Raw genomic sequence first — 23,789 nt, 5'->3', positions numbered from 1 at the left:
TTGATATAACGAAAGCTCATTATGACCACTAAAAATACGACTCGCCGCGTTGTTATCGCCTCTTTCCTGGCCGCTTCGGCCACCTTGCTGGGCCTGCCGCAGGCGCAGGCGGCGGACACCGTGCTGCTGAACGCATCCTATGACGTCACCCGCGAGCTCTTTAAAGACATCAACCCGGTATTTGAAGCCGACTGGAAGAAGCGTACCGGCGAAACCATCAACGTCAACCAATCGCACGGCGGTTCCTCCAAGCAAGCCCGCTCGGTAGCGGACGGCATGGAAGCGTCCGTGGTGACCATGAACCAGGCCAATGACATCGACATTCTGGTCGAGCGCGGCATGGTGGCGGCTGACTGGGCCAAGAAATTCCCGAACGGCGCTGCGCCGTTCTACTCCACCGTGGTGTATCTGGTGCGCAAGGGCAACCCGAAACAGATCAAGACCTGGGACGACCTGGCCAAGCCGGGCGTGCAGGTCATCATCCCGAATCCTAAAACCTCGGGCAACGGCCGCTACACCTTCCTGGCCGCGTGGGGTTCGGTGCTGAAAAAAGGCGGCAACGAAGCGCAAGCGCGCGAGTTGGTCGGCAAAATCTTCAAGAACGTGCCCATCCTGGACGCCGGCGGCCGCGGCGCCACCACCACTTTCACCCAGCGTGAAATCGGCGACGTCCTGATCACCTTCGAAAACGAAGTCAACCTGGTACGCGCCGAGTTCGGCGACAAATTTGACGTGGTCTACCCTGCCACCTCCATCCTGGCCGAATCGCCTGTGGCGGTCGTCGACAAGGTGGTCGACAAACGCAACCTGCGCAAGCAAGCGACCGGCTACTTGAACTTCCTGTACAGCGAAGAAGGCCAGGAAATCATCGCCAAGCACTCGCTGCGTCCACGCTCGGAAAAAGCCTTCAAGAAATATAACGCCAACTTCCGCCAGATCAGCCTATTCTCGGTAGATGAGCTGTTCGGCGGCTGGAAAGCTGCGCAGAAGAAATTCTTCGACGATGGCGGCGAATTCGACAAGATCTACAACAAATAAGCCATAGCTGTTGCGCTACCGCAAAGCCCCGGGATCTGACGGTCCCGGGGCTTTTTTTACTTAAGACGGGCTTAGTGAGGAAAAAAATATAAGAATCCGACACTTACAGACAATAGACGAGAACCCACTTTAATGATATTGTCTATCCTTAGAGAATATTGCCGTATAGCTAGATTTTTACGCGCGCCGCACCGCCCAGGTGCGTCCGATAGACTCCTGTTCCCCGAATATCCATATGCTCAAGAAAATTGTTGCTGTATTGCTGACCTCGTTTACTGCGGCTGCCTTCGCTGCGGTTCCGCTTGGTTCGCAATCCGTGCTGGTAGTCGAAGACGGCACCGGTAAAGTGTTGCTCGAAAAAAATGCCAACACCCAAGTCCCCATCGCCTCGCTGACCAAGCTGATGACTGCGATGGTGGTGCTGGATGCCAAGCAAGACATGGAAGAAAAAATCGCCATTGATCGCCTGGACGTTGATATGTTGAAACATAGCGCCTCGCGCGTGCCGGTCGGCGCGGAAATTTCGCGCGGCGATGTGCTGCAACTGGCACTGATGTCGTCAGACAACCGTGCTGCCGCTTCACTGGGCCGCACCTATCCTGGTGGTATGGATGCTTTCCGCCTGGCAGTCAAAAACAAGATCCGTGCCCTGGGCTTGACGCAGACTGTGATCGAGGAGCCAACCGGCTTGTCGCCGCACAATATGTCGACCGCGACTGAATTGGTGAAGATTGCGACGGCCGCTTCGGCTTACCCGGACATACGCCGCATCACCACCGACACCAAGGATGTGATCAGTATCAAAGGCCGCAAGGTTGAGTATCACAACACCAACCGCCTGGTCGGCGCCAAGGGTTGGGATGTAGGTTTGTCCAAGACCGGCTACACCGAGGAAGCCGGCCGCTGCCTGATCATGCGCTTCAAGTCGGCGGGTAAAAATGCCACGCTGGTGTTGCTGAACGCCAAGGCTAACTCGGCGCGCTTGATGGATGCAGTCAACATTCGCCGCTTTATTGCCGGCCCGGATGACAAACCAAAAGTCATGAAAGCGTCAAAGAAAACCAGCAAGTCGGCCAAGCGTACGCGCCGCGCGATGTAAACCCGCACTGCCATGCGGGGTCTGACCCCGTACGGGGTCAGACCCCTAAGTGGTAATGCTGGCGTCGAGGCAAAAGCAAATGGGTTAGAAGCCAGAACTTGGTTTCAATATGCTAATAACTGGCTTAACTATCGAGCAGATGACGCAAACCACTAGCCCGTTGCGTGCGTTGACCGATGGCGTCCAACAGCACTTGGCCGTTCGGTGTCAGTAACGTAAAGTAGTCGCGGGCGCGGGTGATGCCGGTGTAGATCAACTCCCGCGCCAGCATCCCACCGCCGTCTTTCGGCAACACCATCGCCGTATGTGCAAACTCGGAACCTTGTGATTTATGCACCGTCATGGCAAACGCGGTTTCCACGTTTCTTAACCTCGTGGCCAGCACGCTGCGCACCGTCTCACCTTCCGAGAAGTACACCCGCAGCGCCCCCGGACGCGCAGGATCGGGCAACGTCAGGCCAATGTCACCATTGAAAACACCGGTCGCATAGTCGTTTCGCGTCACCATTACCGGCCGGCCGACGTACCACTCACCAGTCCGTTTGAGCAGTCCAGCCGCCTGCAATCTTTGTTCAATTGCATCATTCAAGCCCGACACACCCCATTCGCCTTCACGCACTGCACATAAAATCCGGAAGCTTTCAAAGCTTCTCAAAATGCCAAGTCGTACGATGTCATCGGCATTTTCCGACAAATTCTTAATCAATTGCAAATATGGCCGATAGCCCGTCAAGGCCAGCTGCAACAGGTCGGAAGACTGCGCCAGATCGGTCCAGGCCACCTTGCCATCTTCCCCGGAACGCAACACTTCCACCGCCTTGCCAGCATCGCCGGCATTCACAGCCAGCGCCAACGCACCGATCGGGCCGCCAAAACGACGGCTTTCTCGCAGCATCACGGTTTGCTGGGCGATCGGCCCGCCGTGTCCAGCGTACTGCCCAGGCACCTGCTGGCCGGTACATGCCTCCACATATGACAAGGTTTCCGGCAAATACTCGCCCGCCTCGGCGTTGTGGCACAGATCGCCCAGCACAGCGCCGGCCTCTACCGATGCCAGTTGATCCTTATCACCAAGCAAGATCAACGTCGCTTGCGGCGGCAATGCCGCCAGCAGCGCCGACATCATTTCCAGGTGAATCATTGACGCCTCATCAACAATCAGCACATCAACATCCAACTGGTTGCCTGCATGATGCTGGAAAGCCCGTGTATCGGGGCGCGCTCCGAGCAAGCTGTGCAACGTCCGCGCCGCGCCCATACGCGCAGCCAGTTCGCGCAGCGGCAGCGCCGAGCCCACTTTTCCAGCCAACTCATCCAGCGCAATATCAATCGATTGCTTAAGTCGTGCCGCAGCCTTGCCGGTAGGCGCCGCCAGCGCCACCCGCAAACCAGCTTGGCGCTCGCCCGCAGTGGCAAATAATAAAGCCAGCAAGCGCGCCACGGTGTAGGTCTTGCCTGTGCCCGGGCCGCCGGTAATGATACCCAGCTTGCCGCGCATGGCCACCGCACACGCAATTTTCTGCCAGTCCGTACTGCCGCCGCGTGGGGCGTGTGGGAACAAAATATCCAGCCAGCGGCGGATTTCAGCCGTTTCCGCCTCCGCATCAGCCGCCAACACGCCGCCCAGCGCCCGTCCGCGCACCGCACCGGCCACGTGGGTTTCGTCTTGCCAGTAGCGGCGCAGGTAGAGACGGTCACCGTCCAGCACTAGCGGCTGGTTAACATTATCGCCGCCGACCGGCCAGACCTGCGTGCACGCTGCCAGCAGATCGCGCCAATCTGCAACGTTTTCCGGCCAATTACCAACAGATGAACGAAGATCGCGCCACTCGTCGCCGCTCCAGCCCAGCAGCGCAGCCGGATCGGCATTCAATTCACTTAACAGCAGGCAGCTGTGGCCGCGCCCTTCCAGCTCGGACAACAGCACACAGGCGGCCATCAATTGCGGCGAGGCCTCGCCCACCGAGGCGATGAAACGCGCAAACGCGCCGCTCAGACGGCGCAGCTGGCCGGCCTCGGTCAGCGCATCGACCTGCGCGAAAAATTCTTTACCCATGAGTTACACCCAGCAGGCTATCGAGCCCATCCAGCAATTCGGGATCCGGCGCCATCCAGTAGCAGCCGCGTGTTTGGGCATTGCCTATGCCGCGCAGGAACATGAACACCGCCCCGCCCAGCTGCTCGGCCGGGTCGTAGGCATCGCCCAGGCGGCTTTGCAGCAGCCGGTGCAGCGCCAGCATGTAAATCGCACCCTGGATGTCATAGCGATGCTCGGCCATTGCAGCCACCAGCGCCGGCTCGTGGTAGGCCGCATCGCCGCCACCCAGCGCATTCGATTTGTAGTCCAGCACCCAGTAGCGCCCCTCGTGTTCGAACACCAGGTCGCAGAAGCCCTTCAGCATGCCGTGCAGCGCACGCTCCGGCAGCGCAGGGCGCGACACGCCGCCCAGCAGGTGCTGGGCGCACAGCCGGTCCAGCGCGCCGGTGGCAAGGCGCTCGCTCGGGAACCAAAACTCCATCTCCGGCAGCGCACCCACTATGCGGCTCAAGGACGCATCAAAATACGGCAGCGGCGTGACGGCGATTTCGCGCAGCCACGCCAGCGTATCCTCAAGACGGTTACCCCAGCCGGCACGCTCCACGCGGCGCGTCAGGCGCGATTCAAAATGCTCCGACTCGACAACCGCAAAGCCCTCCTGCCCCATCCACTCCAGCTGCTCGTGCAGGAAGTTACCGGGCACCGAGCCACGCGGGAAGCGATGCCACGGCGCGTCTTCCACACGCGCCGGCTGCACGATGGCGGGCAGGTCGCCGCCCTCCAGCAGCTTTTCCTGCAAGGCGTCGCGCGGCACCGGGCCATCGGCACTGATGGCGCCTGTCGGCCCTGTGCGCCGCGCCAGCGAACTAAAACTGCCAACCGACCAATCGCGTTCGAAATGGCCACCATAGTGCAAGGGCTCCAGCAACGGCGGGCGTTCTTCGACGCGGCTCAAACGCGTGACAGGCTGCGCGCCCATCGCCAGCGTGGTGAGGCTGATCGCGTCGCAGCCTTGGCAGGCATGCTGCCAGCGCTCCATCATCAGGTCCGACGGCAGCGGCGAACCACCCGTCAGCAAATAGCCGAGCGCCGATTCGTGTAGCGTGTTGTCTCCCGCCTTGCGCGCCGACAGCGCGGTCACGCCCAGCCACAGGAAGTGACGCGCGCGCGTCAGCGCCACGTACATCAGGCGCAAATCCTCTTGCAGGCGCGCGCGTTCGACCAGCTCCATCGCGGTGTCGCTGAGCGCCATGTCGATCTGGCGGACGCCTTCATCGTCGCTGAATTCGAAGAAGCTGCGGTTGCGCTTATCAACCTTGCGCGCGGTGACGGCAAACGGCAGGTACACCAGCGGATATTCAAGCCCTTTGGACTTGTGGACCGTGACCACTTTCACCAACTCGGCATCGCTCTCCAAACGCAGCACGCGCTCATCACCGGCGCCCTCGCCGCCTTCAATCTGCTCGGCGAGCCAGCGTATCAGCGCCTGTTCGCCATCCAGCTGGCGGCTGGCCGATTGCAGCAGTTCCGCCAGGTGCAGCAAGTTGGTCAAACGGCGCTCGCCACCAACTTGCTGCAGCAACGCCGCCGGCAGTTGCAGCTCGTGGATAAAGCGCCGCAGCATGGCCAGCACACCTTGACGCTGCCAGATAATGTGCAGTGCCTTCAACTGTTCCACGCGTTCTTCCCACGCCAGTTCGTCCGACGACAAGCGAGCCAGTTCGGCTAGCGGCAAGCCCGCAGTGCGCGTGGCGAAGGCCGCACGTGCCAGAGCGCCGTCCAGCGGATTGGCAACGGCGGACAGCCAACGCAGCACGTCCGCTGCTTCCTCGCTATCGGTGACGGAGTCTTTGTCCGACAGGTAGACGCTCGGCACGCCGCGCCGTTGCAGCGCGCGGCGGATGGCAGCAGCCTCCTTGCGGTCGCGCACCAGCACTGCAATATCGGCAGGCTGCAAGCGTTTGAACTCGTCGCCGCCGAAACCAACGCGCGCGTCATTCAGCTTGGCGACGATGTCTTCCGCGCAGTGATGCGCGAAGAACTCTCGGTAGCCTTCAGCCTTCAGGTCTTGCGCGGCGCTGCAGGCGATGACCAGCGCGGGTACGTCGCCCGCTGCATCAACCATGCGCTCCTTGCGCCCTTGCGCGGCGACTGCTTCAAACGGCAGCGGATTTTCATGCGTATGGATGTCGCGAAAGCGGAACGCCCCGCGCGGGAAGCCTTCGCCTGCAGCGCGGCCTTCCGCGTGCAGGAACAGGTGGTTGACCGCGTCCACCACCGGCTTTGTCGAGCGGTAGTTGGTGCCCAGCTGGTAGTGGCGGCCCGCCGTGGCGCGGCGCGCAGACAGGTAGCTGTGGATGTCCGCGCCACGGAAGCCGTAGATCGATTGTTTGGGATCACCGATCAGGAACAGCCCTGTTGCGGGATCGTTATCCGCCACGCGATACAGTTCGTTGAAAATCTGGTACTGGTTCGGCGCCGTATCCTGGAATTCATCCACCATCGCCACCGGATATTGATCGGTGATGCGCTTGCGCAGCGCGGCGCCGTTCTCGCCTTGCAGTGCGTCGTTCAAGCGGTCCAGCATGTCGGCGAAACCGAACTGGCGGCTGCGCTTTTTCAGCTCGGCCATGCGGTCGGCCACGGCGGCGGCGGCGTGACGGTAAAGCGCGTGCGCCAACGGTTCGATGTCGCGCAAGGCGTTTTTCAACGGCAGTATGGCGTCGAAGTCGTCCGGCACGGCGGCGCTGAAGTTTTTGGAGAAGGCGTCTTCAATGCCTTCCACCGTCAGGCGATTCCACGCCGTGTCCGAAATGTCCGGCATCACGCTGGCCGGATTTTGCGACCACTCGCGCAGGCCATTGAACCAGCTGGTGAGCGAATCGGGCCGCATCTTGTTGCCGTTGAAGCACTTGGGATCGACCGCGCGGTGCTGGGCGATCCATTGCTCCATGCGCGTGGCGCGTTCGTACCAGCCGGCCTTGAGTTCTGCGAGCTGCGCTTGCTGCTTGCGCTGCACTTCGGCGATCAATACGCCCAGCGACTCGCCGCGCGCCGCAGCTTCGCCGATGATGTCGGCCCGCTTCACCAATTCGCGGATGCTGCTTTTCAGCGCCCCCACATCGCTCCAGCAGGACAGCAGCGCTTCCAGCGAGACGGCGTTGAGCGGATAGACTTGCTGGCGCCAGTAATCGTGCGCCGCATCTTCGAACAGCGATTGCTCGTCGCTGACCAGTTCTTCGTCAAACAAGCTGCCGCTGTCGAAGGCGTGCTCGCGCAGCATGCGCTGGCACCATGCGTCGATGGTAAAGATGGCCGCTTCGTCCATCGTTTCCGCCGCCAGTTGCAGGCGGTGCGCGGCTTGCTGCTGTGCGCTGTGGTCGGGATAGGACTCCAGCAGCGCATCGAGATAATCGTCGCGCTGTTCTCGTTCTTCTTGCGTGCGGAAATAGGCTGCCGCTTCCACCAGCCGTTCGCGCACGCGATTGGACAGCTCGCGCGTGGCGGCGCGGGTGAACGTCATGACGAGGATGTCGGCCGGCAGCAGCGGGCGCTGGAAGCCGTCCGCGCCGCCGTGGCCCAGCACCAGCCGCACATACAGCGCGGCGATGGTCCACGTTTTTCCTGTGCCGGCGCTGGCCTCGATCAGGCGTGAGCCGTGCAGCGGGAAGGTCAACGGGGCGAGTTGGTTAGCGGTGTTCATGCTGCGCCCTCGGGGTCGATCTGCTCAATCGTCACGTAGTGTTCCATCCATTCCGCCAGCGGGCCATACAGGGCGCGCGAGACGTCGTCAAAATCATCTTGGCCGCTGAGTGCCGCAAAGTCCGGCCACAGGCGCGCGAGACACAGGTCCGCGCTCTCGCCGTCGATATCGAAACCGCCATCGTAAGTCGCGCGCGGGTCGCCTTCCTGCACCAGCGCCAGCGCCGTTTTGCAGGCCGTCGGCAGCGGACGGTTCATACCATCGCGCCACAGGCAAACCAATTCACGCAAGGCTTCCTGCGCCGCTTCTGGCGGTAGCGGCTTCATGGTGACGATGGCGTCGCGCGCCACGAGGTAGCCGGTGACCTGCATGCCGGTGGCCGATACGGCCAGTTGGCGCAGCCACATCGCAATCAGCTTGTCGCCACGCGGCTTGCCCTGCTTGTCGGCCACGCGCGATGACATCTGCGCCAGCCACACGGTTTCGCTGCCGTTGCTGCGCAACTGGTCGATCCAGTCATCCAGCGGCACGCCGGCCAGCACCAGGTTCAGCGCCACTTTCGCAGCCGGCAGTTCGTAATGCTGGCGCAGCGTCAGCCACGCGCAGCGCACCGGCACCAGTGCTTGCACCAATTGGTGCTGGTATTGCTGACCGATCAAACCGATCGGCAGCACACCTTCGCGCGCGAGGCGTTCGGCGCGTTGCGTCAGTTTGTCGTAGACCTGGTCGATTTCTTCCGGCGTGTCGGCGTCATCGAGCATGGTGTCTTCGAGCAGGTAGCGTTCCAGCGCGTTGAGCGAAAACGGTTCTTCGTCTTCGCCCACCAGCGCGGCCTCGCCGAACATCACGCCCAGGCGCTGGCGGAAGAAGAAGCGCACCGGCTGGCGCAGGAAGTTGTGCAGCTGCGCGAGTTTGAGACGGAATTTGTCGTCGATGTCGAATGGCGGCAAGGCGGCGGCTTCACCTTCCCCGACTTTCACGCCGTGGGCCTCGCGCCATTCGCGCGCATAGGTCAGCAGGCCGCCATCTTCGAAGTAACGGCGGCTGAACGGTTGCAGCGCGTGCTCGGTGGTACGCGCATGCAGGTCCAACTGCCAGCCATTGACTAGATAATCGCGCAGCTGCGACACCAGCACCGATGGCGGCTGCTCGCTGTTGTCACGTACATTGCGTCCGACCCAGCTGATATACAGCTTGTCGCGCGCGGCCAGCACCGCTTCCAGCATCAGGTAGCGGTCATCGTCGCGGCGCGAGCGGTCGCCCGGACGGGCCATGCCCGGCTGCGCCAGCAGGTCGAAGTCGGCCTTCGGCGCGCGGCGCGGGAAATCGCCGTCGTTCATGCCCAGCAGGCAGACCACGCGGAACGGCACCGCGCGCATCGGCATCAACGTGCAGAAGGTGACGCCGCCGGAGACGAATTGGTGGTTCAAGGTCGGCTCGTCCATCAGGCCTAGCCAGGCTTCGCGCAGCACGGCCAGCGGCGCGGCTTCCTCGTAGCCTGCGCCTTCGCAAGTGTCCAGCCATTTATTCAAGGCGTCGTCCAGCTGCGCCAGCGTCAGGCGGTCGCCCTCCTCGTTCGATGTGAAGAAGGCCGCCAGCAGCGCGCGCGCCTGCATGCCCCACTCAGCCGGCGAGCGCGATTCGGCCAGCACGGCGCGCCAGTGCAGCAGCGCTTCCACCAGCTGCGCCAGTGATCCGGCCAGCGCGGCATCCAGCCCGCCGACTTCCGCGTACGGTTCAATCCCGGCAAAGCTGCCGCCGTTGTCACCACCGGCGCCGCTGGCGTAGCCGAGCAGCATGCGGCGTACGCCGAAGATCCAGGCATTCTGTTCGCCGGCCGGGCCGAGACCCAGGCCGCTGCGGTGCTGCTGGTCCAGGCCCCAGCGCACGCCCGCGCCTTCAATCCAGCGGCCCAGCGTCGGCAAGTCATCTTCGTGCAGTCCGAAGCGGGCGGCCAGCGCCGGCACGTCCAGCAGGTCGCGCACTTCGCTCTGGCGGCAGCGCTGATGCGGCAAGCGTAGCAGCCATTCCAGCGCCACCAGCAGCGGATTGACGCTACGGTCGTTGACGTCGCCGATTTCGAACGGGATGTAGCGGGCGTCCGTGCGGCGGTGCTGGGCAAAGACGGCGTGGATGGCGGCCGAGAAGGTGTCGATGTCCGGCACCATCACCACCACGTCGCGCGGGCGCAGCGGGCGGCCTGCCTGTTCGGCGTCGGCAAACATTTGCAGCAGCTGGTCATGCAGCACTTCCACTTCGCGCTGCACGCTGTGGGTGATGTGGAATTCGATCGAGCGGTCGTCATCCGCCGGTGGAATTTGCGGATGCTCGGACAGCGGCAGCAGCTCACGCACGGCGGCCTGCACTTGCGTCAGCAGCGTTTCGCCCCCGCCTTCGCTGAACAGATCCACCCGCAACGGCGCGACCGCGTCGCCATCGGCCAAAGCGGCTACGGCTTGCGCGGCTTCGTCAAATTCATCCAGCATGCGCACGAAGTCGCGGCCTTGCCGCCCCCAGCTAGCCAGCAGCGGATGGCTGTGCGCATGCAGTTCTTCCAACGGAATCTGGCCGAGATCCTGGCCGTTGCGCGGCTGTTGGCGGCGATGTGCGCTGCGCAGCAGGTCGCGCCCTTCGATGATATCGCCCCAGTAGTACTGGCAGGGATTCGGCACCGCCAGCAGCACCTGCGTGTAGCGCGCGATGGAGGCCAGCGCCTGCAAGGTCTGGAACGGCAGCGCCGACACGCCGAAGATCACCACCCGGCGCGGCAAGCGGCCCAGCGGCTCTTCGCCGGCGGCACTGGCGCGGACGAATTCGGTGTGCACAGTGGCGCGGCCTAAGCCGCGTTCATGCGGCTCGACGTCAGCGATCACGGCGCGCCACAACTGGCCTTGCCAGCGCTGGTCTTCCGGCAGCGGCGTCACATCACCGCGCGCGTTGCGCAACTGGTCGCGGCCTGCGGCCCAGTCGTCCAGCCAATCGGCGCGATAGACCTGGTACTGGTCGAACAAGTCGGCCAGCCGTTCGGCCAGTTGCAGGCGGCGCTCGGCCTCGCCGTCGGCAAGGAAATGGCGCAGCGGCGCGAACACGGGATCACCCAGCAGCGTAGGCAGGAGACGCATCAAACGCCAGGTCAGCGGACCTTTGTCGAAGGCGGAAATGGGCGGCACACTTTCGCGCCCTAGCATACCGCGATAGGCATCCCATAAAAACCGCGCCGGCAGCGCCACGCGGGCGGCGGCGCAGATGCCGTTTTCCTCGGCCAGCGCAATCTTCAGCCACTCGGCCACGCCGTTCGATTGCACCAAAAAGATTTCCGACTCCAGCGCCCCGAGCGGGTGATTGCGCAGCCATTGGAAGACGGCAGCGCGCAGCTGCTCCATCTGGTTACCGTGCAAAATCAGCAGGCCGGGGGTGATGCCAGGGTGCATAGGGCTCTTTAATAGGATCGAAGCCGTATTATCGCTCTAGCCCGGATCGTATGCCAGCAGTTCCTGTTCGATGTGCTGGTCCAGCACGTCCAGCATGGCGTGCAGTGCCTGCACCAACCGTGTAGCGTTGCTGGCGTCAGCATCCTTGCGTACCTGTTCCAGTTCGTAGCACAGGTTCCCGAACTGCATGGCGCCCACCGCGCGCGCGGCGGATTTGGTGCGGTGGCCGAGTTCCGACAGGTGCTCCAGGTCTTCCATTGCCAGCGCTTCGTCCATTTCGGCCAGTCCGTCTCGCGCGGAGGTCAGGAACAGCAGCGCGTACTTGCGCATCTTGTCAGGCTTGCCGGAGAAGGTCTCGGCCAGCGCCGCCACGTCGAACAACTCGGCCGGCGCTTCAGCGATCGGCGGCGGTGCTGGCGGGGATGCTGGCATGGCCGGTGCGGCTGGCGCCATCTGGCGTGGCACGAACACCGGTGGCGTCGGCAGCACCGAGAAGTACGACGGCGGTGGCGGCGCCGGCTTGCGCGGCACGCTGCTGGCCGCGCGTGCACGTTGGCTCATCCACTTGGACAGCATATTGAACAGCAGCTTGGGCGCTATCGGCTTGGTCACAAATTCGTCCATGCCCGCATCGAGGCAGCGCTGCTGGTCATCGCGCCCCGCGTTGGCGGTCATGGCGATGATCAGTGTGGCCGACAACTTCGGATGCGCGCGGATCAGGCGCGTGGCCTCGTAACCATCCATCACCGGCATCTGCACATCCATCAGCACACAGTCGAAGCGTTCCTTGAGCAGCAGGTCGATGGCCTCCTTGCCGTTGTTGGCCACGCACACCGTGGCGCCGGCATCTTCCAGCAGCTCCTGCCCCACCTGCTGGCTAAAGATATTGTCCTCAACCAGCAGGATGGACGCGCCGCGTATGCTATCCAGCACATCAGGCTGCACCGATTCGTCGCTCGGCTGCAGGAAGCGCACGCCCTTGGCCAGCCGCGCCGTGAACCAGAAGGTGCTCCCCTCGCCTGGCTTGCTGTCCACACCCACGCCGCCGCCCATCAACTCGGCCAGCTGTTTGCTGATCACCAGTCCAAGGCCGGTGCCGCCGTAGCGCCGCGTGGTCGACGTATCCGCCTGATGGAAGGACTGGAACAGCTGCTCCAGCTGCGCCGGCGTCATGCCAATGCCGTGGTCCACCACTTCAAAGCGCACCATAATGTGGGTGTCGCGCTCCTCCAGCGGGCGCGCGCGTATCACCACCTTGCCGTTTTCGGAAAACTTGATCGCGTTGCTGGCGAAGTTGAGCAGCACCTGCTCCAACCGCAGCGGATCGCCGCGCAGCTGGTGCGACAGGCCAGGCCAGATTTCATACACCAGCTCCAGCCCCTTGGCGTGCGCGCTCTCACCCAGCTGGCTGGAGATATTCGACAGCAGCGTATCGAGCGTAAAGTCCAGCACCTCCAGGTCCATCTTGCCCGCTTCGATCTTAGAAAAGTCGAGGATGTCGTTGATGATGCCCAGCAGGTGCTGGCCCGAATGATAAATCTTCTGCAGATAATCGCGTTGTTTAGGATGCGTGACCGATTTCAGCGCCAGGTGCGCCATGCCGATGATGGAGTTCATCGGCGTGCGGATCTCGTGGCTCATATTGGACAGGAAATCGCTCTTGGCCTGGTTGGCCGCATCGGCTTCCTCTTTCAGCTTGTGCAGCTCCGTCACGTCGGTGGACATGCCGATCACCGCCATGAACGAACGCCCCAGCTCCACCGGCACCTTGACGGTCCACTGATGCTGCACCGCGCCGTCGCGGTCGATGAATTGCGTTTCACCGGAACGCTTGGCGCCGTCGGCAAACACCGGCCGTTCCAGCGCCCACTGGGAATCGGCCGCCTTGGTCGGCATCAGTTCGCGATCCAGCTTGCCGATGATGTCCTCAGCCGGCAAGCCGAGACTCTCGGCCATGCGCGCGTTGACGTACAGGTAGCGCCGCTCCTGGTCCTTCATGTACACGTGCGCGTCGACGTTATTCAGCACCGTGTCGAGCAACAGCCCCTGTTTGATGGCGCGCCGGCGCGAGGCATACAGCACGAACACATAGCTGTACAACAGCAGCATGCCGGCAAAGCCGGTCAGCGCGGCGATCCATGGGAAGTACAAATCGAAACCAGTCAGCAGCGCGTCCTTGCGGACCTGGAACTGCGCCTTCCACAAGCTGCCATTGAAGTCGATCGGCAGCACAGTCTCAAACATCTGCGCGCGTTCGGTCGGGGTCTGCCGCGTCGCCACCATCGCACCGGTGTCGTTGAACAGCAGACGGTCGCTGGCTTCGATCACCAGGCGGCGCTGCTCGACGTCGGCGCTGCCGTCGGCGTACAGCGTTAAATGCACCTGGCGCACCGTCATCTCGTCGATCGCGCCTTGCACCAGCCGCGGAATGCTGAAGCCCGCGCCCACTGAACCGAGATAGGCGGCGCGGCGTTCGGCCACGGTAGTTGCCGGCATGTCGCGCCGATACACCGGCAAGCGCACGCCGAGGCCATAGTGCGGCGTCGGCAGCCGGACCACGATCGGCAGGCCCGATGCGGCCACTTGTCCGCTGTCGCGCGAATTCGCCAGTATTTTCGCTATGGCCGGATTGGCTGCGATGTCAACGCCGTGCCGTTCTTCCAGCATGGTTTGCGGCTCCAGATAAGTCAGCACTGCGTACTGCTCGCGGCGGCCCAGCGGCTTGATGTCAAAATCGGGGAAGCCCTCGGCGCGCACGCCAGCCACGAAGGCGTCACGCTGTGCCGCCGAAATCGATGGCGCCCAGGTCAACGCCTCAATGGCCGGGAAGTGGCGCGGAATATCAAGGTTGGCCACGTATTGGCTGAACTGCTTGCGCGTGACGGCGTCCGAGGTCTGGAACAGCGCCGCCAGTCCGCGCGTCAGATCAGCATAGGATTTGATGCGCGCCGAAATGCCGTACTGCGTGCTGCGTGCGAGGTTCTCAAAACGCTGGGCCGCATCGTCGTCCACCGTGCGAGCGGCGGCGCTGTAGAGCAGCGCTCCCACGCCAGCTGCCAAGGCACAGCCCACGCCCCAAAAAACCAGGCGCGAACCGGTGACGACTTTTCTTCTATGGGCCGATTTCAGCATGCAGAATCGCTATATGAGAGAAGTTTTTTGCATCACAGCAGCATACTATCAATGCCGCGCGGGAACCAGTGGAAGAATTGGTGAGAATTGCGCAGCTGGCGAAGCGTCAATCGTGCGCTGAGGAAAATTTAATTCCAATAACATTGTGGGTTGTGGAAAAGCTGGAAGCGCAGTTGGTAAAACGATAAAATAACAGGCACACTCTTACTTCCCATTTGCTACCGTCGACCCGCCGTGCAGACCCCAAAAGTCCTCCTCGTCAACGACGACCCGGCCAGCCTGTACGCGCTGGAAAGCCTGCTATTGGAGGCAGTGGATCAACACGTCTATGAGCTGGTCACCGCCGGTTCCGGCAAGGAAGCGCTGCGCCACGTGCTGCGCCAGGAATTTGCCGTCATCTTACTGGACGTGAGCATGCCCGGCATGGACGGTTTCGATACGGCCGAAGCGATCCACTCGCATCCGCGTTCGGCCGGCACGCCCATCATCTTCATCACCGCGCACTACGCCGATGAACTGAACCGCCTCAAGGCCTATCAAAAAGGCGCGGCCGATTATCTGTTCACGCCCGTGATTCCGCAAATCCTGCAAGCCAAGGTGGCGGTGTTCGTCGAGATGGCCAAGAAGAATATGCAGCTGCGCATCAAGACCGAGGGACTGGCGCGCCTCAACCAGGACTTGCGCGTACGGCGCCTGCAGGATCTTGAACGCATCAACACCGAACTGGAACAGGAAATCAAGGAGCGCAAACTGGCGGAGCAGCACGCCCATGCCCTGTCCACGCGCGATGCGCTAACCAACCTGCTGAATCGCCGCGCCCTGATCCAGCAGCTGGAGCATGCAGTGGCCACTTCCGACCGCAGCGGCATCGGCTTCGCGCTGTTGTTCCTCGACCTGGATAAATTCAAGCCGATCAACGACACCTACGGCCACGAAGCTGGCGACGAACTGCTACGCCAGGTGGCGGCGCGCCTGACGGCGGCAGTGCGCGTGGCCGACATCGTGGCGCGGCTGGGCGGCGATGAATTCGTGGTGCTCATCGAAGGCAAATCGGCGTCGGCCAACGCCGCGCGCGTAGGGCGGAAAATCGAGACTGCGTGTGCTCTGCCCTTCGACATTGGCAGCCACCGTGTCAAGACTGCCGCCAGCATCGGCATCGCCCTGTATCCGCAGGACGGCGCCAACGCACAGGCGCTAATGAAGAACGCCGACACCGCCATGTACCACGCCAAAAAATCTGCCGCAACGCCGGTGCAGTTCTTCCACGAGGAGCTGAACGTCCGCGAACGTGAGCGCGAACGCTGGACGCTGGAGCTGCGCAAGGCGCTGGCTGCCGGCCAGCTGGAATTGCGCTACGAGCCGCAGGTGGACCTCCACACCGGCAGCGTGATCGCCGCCGAAGCGCTGCTGCACTGGCGCCATCCGGTGCACGGCGCCATGGAAGCGGCGCAGTTCCTGCCGCTGGTGCAGGAACGCGCGCTACTGGACCGCATCGACGCATGGGTGATCGCGCAGTGCTGTTCGCAGGCGGCGTTGTGGCATGCCGTGAGCGCGAACCTGCGCGGCGCGCATACGCCTGCCACGGCGCCATGCATCTGGCTCAACCTCGCCACCCAGCAGCTGCATCCGGACCTGCTGCAAGTACTGCTGCCGGCCATGCGCAAGCACGGCCTGCCGCCCGGCGCCATCGGCATCGAACTCAGTGAAAAGCTGCTGCTTGGCGCGACCGAGCCGCTGGCGCAACTGCTCACCCATATGCAAGGCACCGGCGTGCGCATAGCGCTGGACGATTTCGGCAGCGCGCGTTCCTCGCTGGCGGCGTGCAAACGCTGGCAGCTCAATACCTTGAAAATCGACCGCAGCTTCGTGCACGGCATCGGGAATGAAGAAGGCGGTACCGACATCGTGGCTGCCGTGATCCACCTGGCGCGGGCACTGTCCATGCGCGTGGTGGCGCTGGGCGTGGAAACGCGCCAGCAACTGGAAGTCTTGCAGGAGCTGGGCTGCCACACCTGCCAGGGCGCCTTGTTTTATCCGCCGCTACCTGCGGCAGGCCTGCTGGAACAAGCCGCCGGCCCCGAATTCAACCTCTCTACACCCTCCCAAGCAATGAGGACCTAAGCCATGAATAATATGACCGACATGGGCGAGCAGCTCGACGCGAAGCTGCTGCTGTCCACGCTGATGGCGCTGAAAAAAGGTGATTTTTCAGTGCGCATGCCGTCCGACTGGGTCGGCATGGCGGGCAAGATCGCCGACACGCTGAACGACATCATCGAAACCAAAGCGCGTATGGTGCGCGAGGTGACGGAAGTGAGCCGTGTGGTGGGCCGCGAAGGCCGCCTGACGCAGCGCGCCGAGATGCCGAATACGGCCGGCGGCTGGGCCACCATCATCAGCTCCGTCAACACGCTGATCGACGACCTGGTACGCCCAACGTCGGAAATGGCGCGCGTGATCGGTGCGGTGGCGAAAGGCGATTTGTCGCAGACCATGTCGCTGGAGGTGGATGGTCATCCGCTGAAAGGCCAGTACCTGCGGGCCGCCATGACGGCGAATACCATGGTGGAGCAGCTGTCCTCCTTCTCCTCCGAAGTAACACGCGTGGCGCGCGAGGTAGGTACGGAAGGTAAGCTCGGTGGCCAGGCGCAGGTGAAGGGCGTGGCCGGCACGTGGAAGGACTTGACCGACTCGGTGAACTCGATGGCGGGTAACCTGACGTCGCAGGTGCGTAACATCGCCGAGGTGACTACCGCCGTGGCGAACGGCGACTTGTCGAAAAAAATCACGGTAGACGTACGCGGGGAAATCCTGCAATTGAAAGATACCATCAACGTGATGGTGGACCAGTTGCGTTCCTTCGCATCGGAAGTAACGCGCGTGGCACGTGAGGTGGGTACAGAAGGTAAGCTGGGCGGACAGGCTTATGTGCCGGGCGTGGGCGGCACGTGGAAAGACTTGACCGACAACGTGAACTTCATGGCGTCCAACTTGACAGGCCAGGTACGTAACATTGCGGCGGTGACTACCGCCGTGGCAAACGGCGACTTGTCCAAGAAAATTACGGTGGATGTGAAGGGCGAGATTCTCGAACTGAAAAACACCATTAACGTGATGGTCGACCAGCTGTCCTCCTTCGCATCCGAAGTGACGCGGGTGGCGCGCGAGGTGGGCACGGAGGGTAAGCTGGGTGGACAGGCGCAGGTGAAAGGCGTCGGCGGTACGTGGAAGGATTTGACCGACTCGGTGAACTCGATGGCGGGTAACTTGACGGGCCAGGTACGTAACATCGCCGAGGTGACCACCGCCGTGGCGAACGGCGACTTGTCCAAGAAGATTACGGTGGACGTGAAAGGCGAGATTCTTGAACTGAAAAACACCATCAACGTGATGGTGGACCAATTGAACTCCTTCGCATCCGAAGTGACCCGCGTGGCGCGCGAGGTGGGTACCGAGGGTAAGCTGGGTGGCCAGGCGAATGTGTCCGGCGTGGCCGGCACCTGGAAGGACTTGACCGACAACGTGAACTTCATGGCGTCCAACCTGACAGGCCAGGTGCGTAACATCGCGGACGTGACCACCGCCGTGGCAAACGGCGACCTGTCGAAGAAAATCACGGTGGACGTGAAGGGCGAAATTCTCGAACTGAAAAACACCATTAACGTGATGGTGGACCAGTTGTCCTCCTTCGCATCCGAAGTAACACGGGTGGCGCGCGAAGTGGGTACGGAAGGTAAGCTGGGTGGCCAGGCTTACGTGCCAGGCGTAGGCGGCACCTGGAAGGATTTGACCGACAACGTGAACTTCATGGCATCCAACCTGACGGGCCAGGTGCGTAACATCGCGGCGGTGACGACGGCGGTGGCGCGTGGTGACTTGTCGAAGAAAATTACGGTGGACGTGAAGGGCGAGATTCTAGAACTGAAAGACACCATTAACGTGATGGTAGACCAGCTGTCCTCCTTCGCTTCCGAGGTGACGCGGGTAGCGCGCGAGGTGGGTACGGAAGGTAAGCTGGGCGGCCAGGCTAACGTGTCCGGCGTGGCCGGTACGTGGAAGGACTTGACCGAGAACGTCAACCAGCTGGCGGCTAACTTGACCAACCAGGTGCGCGCGATTGCGGAGGTGGCAACCGCCGTGACGCGCGGCGACTTGTCGCGTTCCATCCAGGTGGAAGCGCGCGGCGAGGTGTCCTACCTGAAGGACAACATCAATGAGATGATCCGCAACCTGAAAGAAACCACGCAGAAAAACGCCCAGCAGGACTGGCTGAAGACCAACCTTGCGCGCTTCACCCGCCTGCTGCAAGGCCAGCGCGACCTGCAAGCTGTGACGAAACTGATCCTGTCCGAACTGGCGCCGCTGGTATCGGCCCACCACGGCGTGTTCTACATGATGGACGCCGGCGACAGCGACGCGCGCCTGCGCATGATCGCCAGCTATGGCTACCGCTCCAGCCGCAAGCTGCCGACGTCCTTCCTGCCGGGCGAAGGCCTGGTGGGCCAGTGCGCACTGGAGAAAGTGCGCATCTGGCTGACCGACGTACCGCGCGATTACATCGTGGTGTCGTCCGGTTTGGGCGCGGCCCCGCCGACCAATATCGTGGTGCTGCCGATTCTGTTCGAGCAGCAGGTGAAGGCGGTGATTGAGATCGCATCGCTGGACCGTTTCACCGAAACCCACCTCTCCTTCCTCGACCAGCTGATGGAATCGATCGGCGTGGTGCTGAACACTATCGAGGCAAACAGCCGTACCGAATCGCTGCTCACGCAATCGCAGTCGCTGGCGCAGGAACTGCAGCAGACCAACCAGGAGCTGGCGGAGAAAGCGCGCCTGCTGTCCGAGCAAAACATCGAGGTGGAACGGAAAAACCGCGAGGTGGAGCAAGCCAAACTGGCGCTGGAAGAAAAAGCCACCCAGCTGGCGCTGTCCTCCAAATACAAATCCGAATTCCTGGCGAATATGTCGCACGAACTGCGCACGCCTTTGAATTCGCTGCTGATCCTGGCGCAGCAGCTAGGCGACAACCCGGACGGCAACCTGTCGGGCAAGCAGGTGGAATTCGCCAAGACCATCCACGGCTCCGGCTCCGACTTGCTAACGCTGATTAACGACATCCTGGACCTGTCGAAGATCGAATCGGGCACGGTCACGCTGGACGTGTCGGAATATCGCTTCCAGAACCTGCGCAACTATGTGGACCGCACCTTCCGCCACATGGCGGAGGCCAAGCATCTCGGCTTCTTTGTCGAGCTGAAAGACAGCCTGCCGACGGCGATGATGACCGACACCACGCGCTTGCAGCAGGTGCTGAAAAACCTGCTGTCCAACGCCTTCAAGTTCACCACCCACGGCCAGGTGTCTTTGAATATCAGTCTGGTCACCAGCGGCTTCTCCAGCGACCACGCCAACCTGCTGCATGCAGACGCGGTGCTGTCGTTTGCAGTCAGCGACACCGGCGTCGGCATCGCGGCCGACAAGCTGCAGCTGATTTTCGAAGCGTTCCAGCAGGCCGACGGCTCCACCGCCCGCAAATACGGCGGCACCGGCCTAGGCCTGTCGATCTCGCGCGAGCTGGCGCGCCTGCTGGGCGGCGAGATTCGCGTCGAATCGGTGGTCGGCAGCGGTTCGACCTTCACCCTGTTCCTGCCTTACAACCGCGCGGGCTTCATCAACTACGACACGGTGCGCGCGCCGCAAGTGCGCCTGCCGGCGCCGACGCCGCAGGTGGTGTACACGCCGCCTGCGCATGCTGAAACCACCATCGAACCGGATGCCGAACTGGATGAATTCAGCGGCAGCGACGACCGCGGACTGGTGGCGCCGGGCGATCCGTCGGTGTTAATCATCGAGGACGATGATCGCTTCTCGCAGATTGTACTGGCCTTCGCACGCGAGAAGAACTTCAAGGGCATCGTGACCATGCAGGGCGATTCGGCACTGAGCCTGGCGCGCGACTACCTGCCGTCGGCCATCTTCCTCGACCTCGACCTGCCGGATATCGACGGTTTCACGGTGCTGGACCGTTTGAAACGCGATCCAAGCACGCGCCATATCCCGGTGCATGTGATGTCCAGCCTTCGCGAGCGTGAGCGCGCGCTGCGCCTCGGCGCCATCTCCTACCTGAATAAACCGGTCAGCAAGGAAGCGTTGACGGAAGAATTCAGCCGCATCCAGAAATTCCTGTTGGGCGGAAAACGCAGCCTGCTGGTCGTGGACGACGAACAGGCGCAGCGCGATTCCATCATCGCGCTGATCGGCAATGTGGACATTCATATCGTGGCGGTGGAAACCGGCCAGGCGGCGCTGGACGTACTGCGCGAGCAGCATTTCGACTGCATGGTGCTGGACCTGACGCTGCCCGACATCAGCGGCTTCGACCTGCTGGACATCATCGGCAAGAATGAGTCGCTGCGCGATCTGCCGATTGTGATCAACACGGCCAAGGACTTGAACCGCAAGGAAGTAGCAAAGCTGAAGCGCTACGCCAAGACCATCGTGATCAAGGATGCGCGTTCACCGGAGCGGCTGCTGGACGAAACGGCGCTGTTCCTGCACCGTTCGCAGGCCAGTTTGCCGGAAGCGCAGCGCCGCATGCTGGAAGAGATCCACGCGGCGGAAGGCGGGCTGGCAGGACGCAAGGTGCTGATCGTCGACGATGACTTGCGCAATATTTTTGCACTGTCGTCGCTACTGGAGCGCCAGCAGATGCAGGTGCTGTTCGCCGAAAACGGGCGCGACGGCATCGAGGTGCTGGAGCGCGATCCGACCATCGAGATCGTCCTGATGGACATCATGATGCCGGAGATGGACGGCTACGACACCATGCGCGCGATCCGCCGCATCCCGAAATTCAAGTCGCTGCCGATCATCACGCTGACGGCGAAGGCGATGAAGGGCGACCGCGATAAATGTATCGCGGCCGGCGCATCGGACTACATCACCAAGCCGGTGGATGTGGCACAGCTGCTGTCGCTGATGCGCGTATGGTTGCACTGATGTCGTCGCTCATCGCCTCCCTCCGCGCCGCCTTGAGCGCTGCCTCACCGCGCTCAACTCCGGCAGCCGAAGTGCAGCCTCGGGGCGCTGTGGCGACGCCGGACGTGCAGCCCGGCACGCCGCTGATCGTCTCCGCCAACGGCGCGGCGCGGCGGCACTCGCCATCGTCGGTAGAGGAACTGGAGCTGGAGCTGTTATTGGAAGCGCTGTTCCAGTGCCACGGCTACGACTTCCGCGGCTACGAACGCGCCGTCGTCGCATACAAAGTCCAGGCCCTGCGCGCGGAGCTCGGCCTGGCCACCATCTCCGCCCTGCAATCGCGCATCCTGCACGACGCAGAAGCCTACAACACCCTGCTGCACGCACTCTACGTCACGCCAGCCCTGATGTTCGACAATGCACTGGAAGCTTCGATGCTGCGCCTGTCGCTGGGCGTGCTGCACGGCGCCGCCCTGCCGCGCGTCTGGCTGGCCGATTGCGCCGGCGTACAGCAAGCATGGACGCTGGCCATCCTGCTGGAACAGGAACAACTGGCGCCACGCACCGAAATCTATGCCACCGTTGCCAGCGACGCCATGCTGACCGAAGCCCAGCAAGCCAGCCTGCCGATGGAGCGCCTCGGCGAACTGCAAGCCAACTACGTGCGCAGCGGCGGCACCGGCAAACTAATCGACTACTTCGACGTCAGCGACGACGGCCTGCGCGCCGTACTGAAACCGCACCTGAACAGCCGCATCACCTGGGCGCAGTACAACCTCGTCACCGACGCCTCGTTCAACGAATTCCAGATGATCCTCGGGCACCGCGCCCTGCCCGACTTCGGCCCGGCGCTGCGCAAGCGCGTGCTGCAGCTATTCGATGACAGCCTGGCGCCGTTCGGCACACTGGCGCTGGACCGCCCGCTGGACCAACACGATCTGCTGTCGCACCACTACAAGCCGCTGCTGGCCCACCAGTCGTGGTACAAGCGCATCGCCTAAACTGAAGCGCTGGGCCGTTCAGCGATACGGTCACGCCAGGCCTGCAAGTGCGCCAGGCCCTCCTGGCCCGGACGGAACTTCATCAAGCCGCGCGCAAACTCCAGCGCACAAAACGCCGTAATGTCGGCGATGGTAAACCGCTGGCCCGCCACAAACGGCTGCGTAGCTAGCACGTCGTCCAGCCAGCGCGCCGTCTCACGCATTTTCTCGCCCTGCGCCGCACCGTAGTCGGGGAACTGCGGCTGCTCCAGCGCCGCCAAACCCGGATGCGTATGGCGGATGCAGTTGGCGATGCCGTAAAACAGATGCAGCTCCACGCGACGGTCCGCCATTTCGATAAACGCACGCTCGTCGTAGCCTTCGCCCATCAAATTCGGCTCCGGCGCATAACCCTCCAGCCATGAGCAGATGGCGCGCGTCTCGCACAGGATGCGGCCATCATCCAGCTCCAGCGCCGGAATGCGGCCAAACGGATTGCGCGCCAAATACTCGGCGCTGCGATGCTCGCCCGCGCCCAGATCGATCTGCACTTGCTCAATGCCGCTCAAGCCCTTTTCGGCCATGAACATAGCGACGCGACGTGGATTTGGCGTGCGTGGGGAAGTATAAAATTTCATCGTGATTGTCCTGTCTCCAGCATGGTGCGAACAGTCGTTGGATCGGTGCGTTCTGCGCGCGGCGGCAGCAGAATACCGCGCTGCACCGCAGGCCGCGCCGCAATCGCATCGATCCAGCGCTGCAAATGCGGCAAATCGTCCACGCTCACGCCCGACCAGTTATGGGTACGGACCCAGGCCCAGTTGGCGATATCGGCAATCGAATACTCGCCAGCCAGAAATTCATTATGCGCCAGGTGGGCATCCAGCACGCGGAACAGGCGCTTGCTCTCGCCCTGATAACGGTCGATGGCCGGCTGGATCTTCTCCGGAAAATAGCGATGGAACACATTGGCCTGTCCCATCATCGGGCCGACGCCGCCCATCTGGAACATCAGCCACTGCATCACTTGCGAGCGGCCCTTGAAATCGGCCGGCATCAATTCGCCGGTTTTTTCGGCGAGGTAGGCCAGGATCGCGCCGGATTCAAACACGGCGAAGTTATCCTCAGAGCGGTCAACAATGGCCGGGATGCGGCCATTCGGATTAATCGCCAGGAACCACGCTTCCTTCTGCGTGCCGGCCGACAGGTCCAGCGTATGCAGGGTATACGCCAGCTCCAGCTCTTCCAGCGCGATGGAAATCTTGTGGCCGTTGGGCGTGGCGGCCGTGTACAGGTCGATCATGTCTCTGCCTTTTAGATGGATTGTTGAAGCCAGATGATAATCCCATTAGGGATTTGACAGCGCATGCAGTTCACTTTAGATTGTCCG

General features: G+C 62.4%; 11 protein-coding genes. 5 read left to right on the top strand and 6 right to left on the bottom strand.

Annotated features, from left to right (window positions below; all coding sequences use genetic code 11):
• The first annotated feature begins 21 nt into the window (after nucleotides 1-21).
• Both GTP46_RS07195 and GTP46_RS07190 read left to right on the top strand, forming a co-directional pair.
• Nucleotides 22-1,038, top strand: coding sequence for a sulfate ABC transporter substrate-binding protein (locus tag GTP46_RS07195; RefSeq protein WP_161005945.1), 1,017 nt, complete (start codon nucleotides 22-24; stop codon nucleotides 1,036-1,038).
• Between the two features lie 235 nt (nucleotides 1,039-1,273).
• Nucleotides 1,274-2,137, top strand: a complete 864-nt coding sequence (locus GTP46_RS07190) for a serine hydrolase (protein WP_161005944.1) — start codon at nucleotides 1,274-1,276, stop codon at nucleotides 2,135-2,137.
• A gap of 124 nt (nucleotides 2,138-2,261) precedes the next feature.
• Here the strand turns inward: GTP46_RS07190 and recD are convergent, their stop codons facing one another.
• Genes recD through GTP46_RS07170 form a run of 4 tightly spaced genes read right to left on the bottom strand, consistent with a single transcriptional unit; the run spans nucleotide 2,262 to nucleotide 14,441 of the window.
• Nucleotides 2,262-4,193: an exodeoxyribonuclease V subunit alpha gene (gene recD, locus GTP46_RS07185; RefSeq protein ID WP_161005943.1), complete on the bottom strand. Its 1,932-nt coding sequence runs from the start codon at nucleotides 4,191-4,193 to the stop codon at nucleotides 2,262-2,264.
• Complete coding sequence (gene recB / locus GTP46_RS07180) at nucleotides 4,186-7,878, bottom strand: exodeoxyribonuclease V subunit beta (protein ID WP_161005942.1); 3,693 nt, start codon at nucleotides 7,876-7,878, stop codon at nucleotides 4,186-4,188. Before recB ends, recD begins: the two co-directional genes overlap by 8 nt.
• Nucleotides 7,875-11,309 carry an exodeoxyribonuclease V subunit gamma gene (gene recC, locus GTP46_RS07175; RefSeq protein WP_161005941.1) on the bottom strand — a complete coding sequence of 1,145 codons (3,435 nt, stop codon included), beginning with the start codon at nucleotides 11,307-11,309 and terminating at the stop codon, nucleotides 7,875-7,877. The genes recB and recC overlap by 4 nt, the downstream gene beginning before the upstream one ends.
• A gap of 36 nt (nucleotides 11,310-11,345) precedes the next feature.
• Nucleotides 11,346-14,441: a CHASE domain-containing protein gene (locus GTP46_RS07170; protein WP_161005940.1), complete on the bottom strand. Its 3,096-nt coding sequence runs from the start codon at nucleotides 14,439-14,441 to the stop codon at nucleotides 11,346-11,348.
• Between the two features lie 234 nt (nucleotides 14,442-14,675).
• Between GTP46_RS07170 and GTP46_RS07165 the strand changes: the two genes are divergently transcribed.
• From GTP46_RS07165 to GTP46_RS07155, 3 genes are read left to right on the top strand one after another with little or no spacing between them, the layout of a single operon-like run.
• Nucleotides 14,676-16,562: a putative bifunctional diguanylate cyclase/phosphodiesterase gene (locus GTP46_RS07165; protein ID WP_161005939.1), complete on the top strand. Its 1,887-nt coding sequence runs from the start codon at nucleotides 14,676-14,678 to the stop codon at nucleotides 16,560-16,562.
• A 3-nt stretch (nucleotides 16,563-16,565) separates the two neighbouring features.
• Nucleotides 16,566-21,440 (top strand): HAMP domain-containing protein, encoded by a 4,875-nt coding sequence (locus tag GTP46_RS07160; RefSeq protein WP_161005938.1) that lies wholly within the window; start codon nucleotides 16,566-16,568, stop codon nucleotides 21,438-21,440.
• Nucleotides 21,428-22,420: a CheR family methyltransferase gene (locus tag GTP46_RS07155; RefSeq protein WP_161005937.1), complete on the top strand. Its 993-nt coding sequence runs from the start codon at nucleotides 21,428-21,430 to the stop codon at nucleotides 22,418-22,420. The genes GTP46_RS07160 and GTP46_RS07155 overlap by 13 nt, the downstream gene beginning before the upstream one ends.
• Here GTP46_RS07155 and GTP46_RS07150 read toward each other — a convergent pair.
• Together GTP46_RS07150 and GTP46_RS07145 are read right to left on the bottom strand one after the other, a co-directional pair.
• A complete protein-coding gene (locus tag GTP46_RS07150) occupies nucleotides 22,417-23,037 on the bottom strand; it encodes a glutathione S-transferase family protein (protein ID WP_161005936.1) in 621 nt (206 codons plus the stop codon). The two genes, GTP46_RS07155 and GTP46_RS07150, sit on opposite strands and share 4 nt — an antisense overlap.
• Nucleotides 23,034-23,702, bottom strand: coding sequence for a glutathione S-transferase family protein (locus GTP46_RS07145; protein WP_161005935.1), 669 nt, complete (start codon nucleotides 23,700-23,702; stop codon nucleotides 23,034-23,036). The genes GTP46_RS07150 and GTP46_RS07145 overlap by 4 nt, the downstream gene beginning before the upstream one ends.
• Nucleotides 23,703-23,789 lie beyond the last annotated feature (87 nt).

Source organism: Duganella flavida, from assembly GCF_009857445.1.
Lineage (GTDB): Bacteria > Pseudomonadota > Gammaproteobacteria > Burkholderiales > Burkholderiaceae_D > Rugamonas > Rugamonas flavida.
Note: the sequence above shows the minus strand (reverse complement) of the source record. Positions and strands in the feature narration are given on the sequence as shown.